The sequence below is a fragment of the Candidatus Nitrotoga sp. 1052 genome (assembly GCF_927312905.1).
GTDB lineage: Bacteria > Pseudomonadota > Gammaproteobacteria > Burkholderiales > Gallionellaceae > Nitrotoga.
The window spans coordinates 1-8629 of sequence record NZ_CAKMHQ010000038.1 but is presented as its reverse complement, the minus strand read 5'-3'; the positions used below and the strand labels follow the sequence as shown (position 1 = coordinate 8629).

Annotated in this window: 7 protein-coding genes and 1 pseudogene; 7 read left to right on the top strand and 1 reads right to left on the bottom strand. The window is 48.4% G+C overall.

Annotated elements, in window-relative coordinates:
• The first annotated feature begins 1322 nt into the window (after positions 1 to 1322).
• The 7 genes from MJ768_RS08575 (at position 1323) to MJ768_RS08545 (ending at position 7137) form a co-directional block, all read left to right on the top strand.
• Positions 1323 to 2876: a hypothetical protein gene (locus MJ768_RS08575; RefSeq protein WP_239290404.1), complete on the top strand. Its 1554-nt coding sequence runs from the start codon at positions 1323 to 1325 to the stop codon at positions 2874 to 2876.
• Positions 2877 to 2964: 88 nt separating this feature from the next.
• The gene (locus MJ768_RS15405; RefSeq protein WP_239290402.1) at positions 2965 to 3180 is read left to right on the top strand and encodes an RHS repeat domain-containing protein; all 216 of its coding nucleotides are present in this window, start codon (positions 2965 to 2967) and stop codon (positions 3178 to 3180) included.
• A 2-nt stretch (positions 3181 to 3182) separates the two neighbouring features.
• Positions 3183 to 4517: a hypothetical protein gene (locus MJ768_RS08565; protein WP_239290400.1), complete on the top strand. Its 1335-nt coding sequence runs from the start codon at positions 3183 to 3185 to the stop codon at positions 4515 to 4517.
• A 21-nt stretch (positions 4518 to 4538) separates the two neighbouring features.
• Complete coding sequence (locus tag MJ768_RS08560) at positions 4539 to 5912, top strand: golvesin C-terminal-like domain-containing protein (RefSeq protein ID WP_239290398.1); 1374 nt, start codon at positions 4539 to 4541, stop codon at positions 5910 to 5912.
• Positions 5909 to 6301, top strand: coding sequence for a hypothetical protein (locus MJ768_RS08555; RefSeq protein ID WP_239290396.1), 393 nt, complete (start codon positions 5909 to 5911; stop codon positions 6299 to 6301). The genes MJ768_RS08560 and MJ768_RS08555 overlap by 4 nt, the downstream gene beginning before the upstream one ends.
• Positions 6283 to 6786, top strand: a complete 504-nt coding sequence (locus MJ768_RS08550) for a D-Ala-D-Ala carboxypeptidase family metallohydrolase (RefSeq protein ID WP_239290394.1) — start codon at positions 6283 to 6285, stop codon at positions 6784 to 6786. Before MJ768_RS08555 ends, MJ768_RS08550 begins: the two co-directional genes overlap by 19 nt.
• A gap of 12 nt (positions 6787 to 6798) precedes the next feature.
• Positions 6799 to 7137 (top strand): hypothetical protein, encoded by a 339-nt coding sequence (locus tag MJ768_RS08545; protein ID WP_239290392.1) that lies wholly within the window; start codon positions 6799 to 6801, stop codon positions 7135 to 7137.
• A 260-nt stretch (positions 7138 to 7397) separates the two neighbouring features.
• Here MJ768_RS08545 and MJ768_RS08540 read toward each other — a convergent pair.
• Positions 7398 to 8548: pseudogene (locus MJ768_RS08540) on the bottom strand (IS3 family transposase); the annotation flags it as partial.
• Positions 8549 to 8629 lie beyond the last annotated feature (81 nt).

Genomic DNA, 8629 nt, shown 5'->3' with positions numbered 1-8629 from the left:
ACCAGCGGACATTTCTACTTGGGAGAAACCGGACATTACTACTTTGGGCTAACACTGCCTTGAATTGTTTTCGCTTTACACTATAGGGTCTATGTTAAGATAAATTAGCTTGCGAGCCTCGGCATGGGCGGCGCGGCCATTTCTATTTTGCAGAAAAGCGGACATTTCTATTTAGCATTAACATAGTGGAGAGACGCATTGCTGAGGGTATCCTCTTGAGTTAAGCTTATTTAGTAAACTGTCACCGTAACACCAGTCATACAAAGAGTGCAGTGAGAGACAAAAAACGAGAGCCTCCACAAACCGTGCCAATCGCGATGGCAGCCGCTTTCTCAAAAATTAAAACATAGGGCGTTGGTCGAAAATGCAATTTGAAAAATGCTTGCCTTTACAGACAGTATCTACGTTTGCTGCCAATCAGTATCAAATGGGTCGTGCCAAAATTAACGGTTTTGGAATGGCAGTTTTTATGTTGGGCCTTAATACTTACATAACATTACTGTTTGGTATGTTGTATCGCACATGTCGTTCTGCAAAATCGTTGTTAACAATAATTGTGTTGGCTCTATCGTCGTTTTTTTCAGTGTCTGCTCAGGCAAACTTTCCGATGACTCCTGACCTGGGATGGTGTTTCGGATTAAATACACCTTGTTATGGATCTTATTCGGATAGTTTCCCACCACAGCCTAGCGGACATTATGGCTCCCCTGCAGAGGCATGCAAAATCTTTATGGTTGGCAGATCCTGGGTATATAGTTTTCTAGCAGACTGTCGGACTTCGAGTTTTGAGGCAACGTAACATATTGTTTTTTATATATAAATTAATTTGATTAAATAATGGGCGCATCAATTTAATCAATGAGTTACAAGAGAAGTCCGACAGGCTCCTAGGGTTGGTACAATCCACTAGTGCCCCGATTAATAGCAGTGTGGACTCATATTACTGTCAGTTTTCAACAGCCTATGGGTCTCCTGATTATCGGGGCATAGCAGTTAGAGATCATAGTTGCCCAGCGAATGCACAAATCACATACCTTACTAGTACTAGCGGTTCATCAAATTTTGAATGTAAATGCTTGACTGGTTATCAAGAAAAGTCGCTTGGCGTGTGTACCAAGAAAGCAGAAGACCCTCCTAAAACTGCTGGCCCACCACCTAAATCCACGTGCAACCCAATTAGCATCAGCAGTGGTTTAAAGTATTTACCCATGCGTTTATATAACGCGAGTACTCAATCACCTATAGTAAGCGAGTTAAGTTATAACAGCCCTCGGTTTGAAGCGGCTACGTTAAATTGGAATGGCCGTTACGGCGTGGCTTGGATGGACGCTTTCGAACAACTTATCAAAGTGTACCAAAAAGATACAAACGGCAAACCAACCACTGTCGGATTGCGCATCGCTGATGGGCGAGAATGGGCATTTCTTGCCCCGTCCTCTGGCACCATATATACCCATGATGCAGACATAAACGATACACTCGAATCGATTTTAGATGTACAAGGCCAGGTTGCCCAATGGGTGCGTACCAATGGTAATGATAGCTCTATTGAAACCTATGACAGTAACGGGACTTTGTTGAATATCAGTTCAAAATCTGGACTCATACAAACGTTAACTTACAGTAACCTTCAAGGGCAAAAATATCCAGTAAATGCACCAGAATGCCGTACCCCGCTAGCAATAAACTCAGATGAGACAAGTTCAAGATTAAATTGCGTCACTGACAGCTTTGGCAATCAAGTAAATTATGCGTATGGTGCTAAAGGATTTGTTTCAAAGGCCACCAACCCTGCTGGTGGTGTTTACACCTACACTTACAGCACCGATGGCACCAATAACCTGACTTCTGTGACCTACCCAGACGGCAAGACCAAGACCTACCGCTATGGAGAACCTAGCAACGTTTCACCCACCCCTCAAATAGGTGTGGTATACGCCAGTAGTCTCACTGGCATCATCGACGAGAACGGCAACCGCTATGCCACTTATCGCTATGATGCAGCGGGTAGGGCTTATGATGAAGAGCTCGCACCTAGCCTTGGCGCTTCCACTGGCCAACCGATTGAGCGCAACACCCTTGTTTACAATGTCGACAGCGTAGGCAACCCCACCACCACGCAAGTGACAGATTCACGTGGCTCTGTGCGCACCTACAACTTCACCACCATTCTTGGTGTGGTTAAAAACACCGGTCAATCGCAACCTGCAGGCAGTGGCTGTGCCGCCTCTGGTTCTGCTATTAGCTACGACGTCAACGGCAACACCAGTAGCAAGACTGACTTTAATGGCAACAAGACCACCTACGTGTACGACATGGCGCGTAACTTAGAAACTTCCCGTACCGAAGGCTTAAACACGGCAGGCAATGCCACCCCTGCCACCCGTACTATCACCACCACCTGGCACCCGACATGGCGCTTACCCCTTGTAACGAGTGAGTATGACGGCGCCACAGCCACTGGCACTGACTTGCGTAGAACCACCAATGTGTACGATACCAAGGGCAATATCACCAGCATCACGGTGGCAGACCTCGTACGCAATCTAACCCGCATCACCACCATTACGTACACCTACTCCAGTGTGGTGCCTGGCTTAGTGCTTAGTAAAGTGGTGAATGGGCCACGTACCGATGTCAATGACATCACCACTTACAACTACTATGACGCCAATGCCACCTGCACCGCTAGCAGTGCAGCGCCACTCATAGACCCCATCACCAATACCAGCCCAGACAACCTAGGCTGCCGTGGCCAACTCTTGAGCATGACCAATGCAACTGGGTCAAACCACCACCTATGGCCGCTACAACCACCATGGCCAAGTGGAGCAAATGACGAATGCCAACGGTTTAGTCACCACCAGCACCCATGACCTACGTCAACGTTTACTATCAAGAACAGTCGGCACACAAACCACCAGTTTGACCTACGACAACGCAGGACAAGTGATACGACTCACCATGCCTGACACGAGTCAACTCAACTACACCTACGATGCGGCTCATCGCCTCACCGAGGTACAAGACACCTTAGGCAATAAGGTGACCTATACCCTAGACAGTGAAGGCAACCGAATTAATGAAGTCACCACCGACCCACTGGGTAATTTGGCTAAAACCATCACACGCAGTTATGACGCCTTAAACCGCTTACAACAAGTAACGGGGGTGGAGTAATCATGTTACTTTCACTACAAAACAAATCACAAAGCGTCTTGCAAAACACCATGACGGGTACAGCCTTATTACTGAGTATGGGCGTATTGGGCATGTCATTGGTGCATGCAGCGCCCCCCGTGACCAACTTAGAATACGATGCCAATGGTAACAATACACAGATTGCAGACCCAAGCCTAAACCGCAGTACCACACAACAATACGATGCGATTGATCGCCTGATACAACAAAACCAACCGCACGCGGCTACGCCAAACACCCAGCAAGGCAGTACCATCACCCAATACAATGCCATCGACGAAGTGATAGGCATCGCTGACCCACGCGCTTTAAGCACTAGCTATACTAAAAATGCCTATGGCGATGTGCTTAGCCTAGTGAGCCCAGACACCGGCACCACCACCAATACCTACGACAACGCGGGCAACCTTAAAACACGTACCGATGCAGTGGGTAAGATTGCCACCTATACCTATGACGCGACCAATCGACCCACTAGAGCCACCTACAAACTTGGCACGGTCACCGATGCAACCGTCAACTGGAGCTATGACCAAGGGTCGAATGGCATTGGGCATCTGACTGGCATGACCGATCTGTCCGGCAGTACGGCTTGGAACTACGACCAACAAGGCCATGTGATTAACAAACAACAGCGAGTTGGCAGCCTGATCTTTGATGTGCGCTATTTCTACGATACGAATGGCCGCATGGCAGGCATGACCTACCCCAGCAGCCGTGATGTCGATTACCTGTACAACGCCAATGGCCAAATAGAACATCTCTTAGTCAATGGCGTTGCCATGCTGAGTAATATCCAATACCACGCCACCGGCACTGTTAAAAGCTGGGTCTGGGCAAACGGTCAGACTTACCAACGCAGTATTGATAGTGATGGCAGAACTGCCAGCTACACCGTCGGCGACAAGTTGCAAACCATTAGCTATGACAACGCCGGTCGCATCACGCAAAGCTACCGTGCCTTACCCGCCACGCCAACGACACCACTCATCTATACCACCAGCACCTATGCTTATGACCATTTAGATCGGCTCACTAACCATGTGATTGATACTGCCAGCCCGACCAATAGCACGGGCTATCAATATGACTTAAGTGGAAACCGCACCCAACTTAACATTGGGTCTGATCTCTATCCTTACACCATTGCGGCTGATAGCAACCGCTTGACCGCTGAAGCAGGCCCCATTGCGCGCACCTTCACTTACGATGCGGCAGGAAATATCACAGGTGACGGAGTAGACAACTACACGTACTACAACAGTGGCCGCTTAAAACAAGTCACCCGTGGCACCACCAATGTGTACGCCTTGTGATATAACGGCTTAGGGCAGTTCGTGCACCGCACCAATGGCAATGTGTATTATGTCTATGACGAAGCGGGGCATCTATTAGGCGAATACGCCAGCAACGGTAACCCAAACCAAGAAACCATCTGGCTGGGGGACACCCCCGTACTCATCTTTAGAACCAGTAGCCAAGAGCGTATAGCGGATAACAACAGTACCGCCACCTCTGCCAAAGCGGTGGTGACAGGCACGTGGGCAACGGCCACTACCATCAAAGGCTATTACGGGTCTAACTACCTTAGCCATGTCGCCACCACTAGCACCACCGACAATGTGACTTACACCATCACGCCTACCGCCACCCAAAGCTTTAATGTGTATGCGCGTTGGGTCGCCCAAGCGACTAACGCCAGCAATGCCACCTACACCATTGTACCCAATACTACAGGCAGCACACCGCAGGTGGTTACGGTGAATCAACAACAAAATGGTGGCACTTGGAACTACCTCGGCACGGTTAACCTCAATTCTGCGAACCCAATGACCATCACCCTAAGTGGGCAAGGCAATGGCATCGTGGTGGCCGATGCGGTGAAGATTGTACCCAATACCACGAGTGCCACTCAGGCCAGTGCATTTAATATCTATACCGATCACCTCAATACCCCGAGAGAGATCCGTAATCATGCCAATCAAACAAGATGGACTTGGTACCCAGAACAGAGTGGCGCATTGGGGGCAGGCTTACCGAATGAGAACCCGAATGTGCCAGCTTTGGGCGTGTTTACGTATAACCTCAGGTTTCCAGGTCAATTGTATGATGCAGCATCGCAACTGAGTTACAACTACTATCGTGATTATAGTAGCAGGACAGGTAGGTATATTGAGAGTGATCCGATTGGGTTAGAGGGGGGGATTAATACCTATGCATATGTGGGGGGGAATCCGGTTAGCAGGGTTGATCCGAATGGGTTGAGTTGGGCAGATGCGATAGCTCTGACTTATGCGTGGGCGACTGGGACTGGTTCACAACATCAAGATTTTGGGCCTGGTAGTAGCGAGGCCGCCGAAATGCAAAATGCGCCGGGCGTTCTTGCTGCGAAAGCTCTCTACCGCAAGAAGAATGCACAAAAAATCAAAAATAATTGCGATACTAGTACCCTTGAGCCAGTTACTAACTACGCCGGGCACTTTGGACTAAAAGGACTCTTTGAGTCAGGGCTAAATCCGACGGAGCAATTCATTGGTAGCTATCGTGTCGATATTTATCCAGCAGCAGATGGTCAGATAAACGTGGTCATTAACAACACATCAAGCTTTCAATCTTTCGCGTATGGATTAGGCCCGGAATGGAACCGATCTCAGTTTGGCCCCATGGGTAACATGAGCCAAACCATCTCTTTCCCTGCGAGTGTCCGATGAAAAAGCTAGTGATTTTGTCTGCCGTGCTGTTGGTCATTCTGACTGGGTGTGACGTAGGCCTGTTCAACTCCGGCTGTCGGGCGATGGGTGATTCCGGTTATTCGCTATGCCGCAATGAGGACGGACCCACGGCGTTTTACCTTGAGCCAAACCATAAAGCTCCATCGGGCGGCGGTATTCTGGACGGTACAGTACAATCAATTGGGTGGAACGAAAAAGTTATCGTCGCTCAACGCCAGTCCACTTTTCGTGGCGACCCTGATGGCCTATTCGTTTTAGACATTGCGAGCAAGAAGGTTGATGGCCCAATTGACCAAGAGATCATTGCGAAGCAATACCCATCGATTAAGCTTATGGATGCTTCTAACGCATGGAGTTCCCTGCGCTAAAAAACATCTATACCTATGTGGGGGGGAACCCCATAAGTTGGGTTGATCCGCTGGGACTTCGGATTTTTAATCCAAGTGGCAAAATCATTTCAGATGAAGTGCTGGATGCACTTCGCGAGTTCAATAAAAAAATTGGTTGCGATAAGGATATTTCCATAACTGATGGTGATCGCCCAGCGTCTGCAAAAATAGGTGCGGGCAAGAAGAGTAAGCATGTTCAACATTTAGCAGCGGATATTAAAGTCAGAGATCAAACTCATCTTGAAACTGCAAATCAAGCGCGTCTTTCAGGGATATTTGGCGGTATTGGCTGGTATGAAGAAGGTTACTCAGGTCCAAGGGGTGAAGGTCCTCACGTTCACGTCGACTTAAGAGATAGCTCAGCAATGTGGGGATACAATAAAGACGGCAAAGAATATCACCGCAGTTTTCCGAAATATTCACCTGATCAAAAACTATCACCCTCACAATGTGGTTGCGAGTAAAAGGGCTTAATTATGTTTAAAGTTCGTGTTTTTTTCTTTGGATTTTTTATGTTGTTTACGTTCGCAGGATCGTCACTTGCGGCTGATACACCACTACAATCATTTGAGGCTTCAATATTTGGAATATCTGAAATTTCACATTTTGGGCTAGATGAGCAGCGATTTAATCGGTTATCCATAGATCAAAGAAAAAATATTCTTCTGGCAAAAGAAACGTTGCTTGGTTTTTTTAAAGCTATTCAGAATAAAGATGGCAAACCGCAGCAATATTTATCTAGCGCGCTTAATAAAAAATTTCCTACGAAGCAAAGAGTTGTGCAGAGTTTAGTAGATGAGGAACAGCTCTTCTAGCCATGATAATCGGTGATTTTTCAATCTCTAAGGATGACAAAAATATTGTTTTTCATTTCTCGGTTATCTCATCTACCGAAGGCATCATTTCCGTGACAGAGAAGATTGCTACTGTTCAAAATTCTGATCTCTATAGTGGACCCCTCCGTCAAGACAATAATGCATCGAGTTTAAGAGGGTAGCTCCTCACATGCAGCGGAATGGCGCTGCCCCAGTTTTGTTTCTGTCTTTTGTTTCCGATCAATTTCTTTTCTGGCGCCGTATTTGTCCACGATGCTTGCTCCGCCGCCGCACGCTGTCCGGTAGACCTCATCCGGGGTGCTGTAGTCCAGCGACTGGTGCGTCCTTTCCATGTTGTAAAACACAAAGTATTCCGTCAGGCCCAGCAGCAGCTCCGGCATGGTAGCGTAGCCTTTCAAATACACGTCCTCATGTTTGACGCTGCGCCAGAGCCGTTCCACAAAGATATTGTCCAGTGCCCGGCCTCGCCCGTCCATGCTAATCGCGATGCTGTGCGCCTTGAGAACGTCAGTAAATACTGCACTGGTGAACTGACAGCCTTGGTCCGTGTTGAATATCTCCGGCACACCGTAGACCTGTATCGCTTGTTCCAGGCAGTCCACGCAGAATCCCGTATCCAGCGTATTCGACAACCGCCATGCCAGCACCTTGCGCGAATACCAGTCGATCACTGCAACCAGATACACAAAGCCTCGCGGCAGCCTCACATAGGTAATATCCGTACTCCACGCTTGATTGGGGCAGGTCACGTTCACGCCTCTGAGCAAGTACGGGTAAATCTTGTGCTGCGGGTGCGGACGGCTGGTGTTCGGCCCGGGCACCATGCCAGCCAATCCCAGCATCACCATCAATCGCTGCACACGCTTGCGGTTGATCTTATGACCCAAATCACGCAGGTAAATCTTGATCTTACGGCTGCCGTAAAACGGGTGACGTGTGTACTCAACGTCAATCAATGCCATCAACATCAATTCCTGCTCATTCGGCTTTGAGGCCACCGAAGGCGCATAGACAGTGGATCGTGCCACATCGGTCAGTTCACATTGCCGGGTCAGCGCCAGTGGCTCGGCGGCGCCAACCCATTGCTTGAGCACTTCTATTGGCTGATCCCGGACTTTTTTTTGAGCCAATCCAGTTCCATCTTCAATCGGCCAATTTCTGAATACAGTCGTTCCGGACTGGACGATGGATCGATGGGTTTCGGTCCCCGCTTGGCATCAAACAGACTTCCTGCCTGCGCTTGCAATTCCTTCTTCCACAAACCAACCTGTGTGGGATGCACCCCAAATTCCTGACCAATTTCATTCACCGTTTTGATGCCACGGATCCCTTCGATGGCCACCTTGGCCTTGAATTCACCACTGAAATTCTTACGCTTCGTTTCACTCACAACTCGCTCCTTTTTACAGCAGGCTACAGTAGCAACCCAACGTTGACCGCCGAGTCGATTGTAATTGATTGAAGGAAAGAA

Excerpts from the sequence above, each read along its gene's own strand:
- MJ768_RS08575 (WP_239290404.1), top strand. The coding sequence starts at position 1,323 with ATGGACGCTTTCGAACAACTTATCAAAGTGTACCAAAAAGATACAAAC.
- MJ768_RS15405 (WP_239290402.1), top strand. The coding sequence starts at position 2,965 with ATGCCTGACACGAGTCAACTCAACTACACCTACGATGCGGCTCATCGC.
- MJ768_RS08565 (WP_239290400.1), top strand. The coding sequence starts at position 3,183 with ATGTTACTTTCACTACAAAACAAATCACAAAGCGTCTTGCAAAACACC.
- MJ768_RS08555 (WP_239290396.1), top strand. The coding sequence starts at position 5,909 with ATGAAAAAGCTAGTGATTTTGTCTGCCGTGCTGTTGGTCATTCTGACT.
- MJ768_RS08550 (WP_239290394.1), top strand. The coding sequence starts at position 6,283 with ATGGAGTTCCCTGCGCTAAAAAACATCTATACCTATGTGGGGGGGAAC.
- MJ768_RS08545 (WP_239290392.1), top strand. The coding sequence starts at position 6,799 with ATGTTTAAAGTTCGTGTTTTTTTCTTTGGATTTTTTATGTTGTTTACG.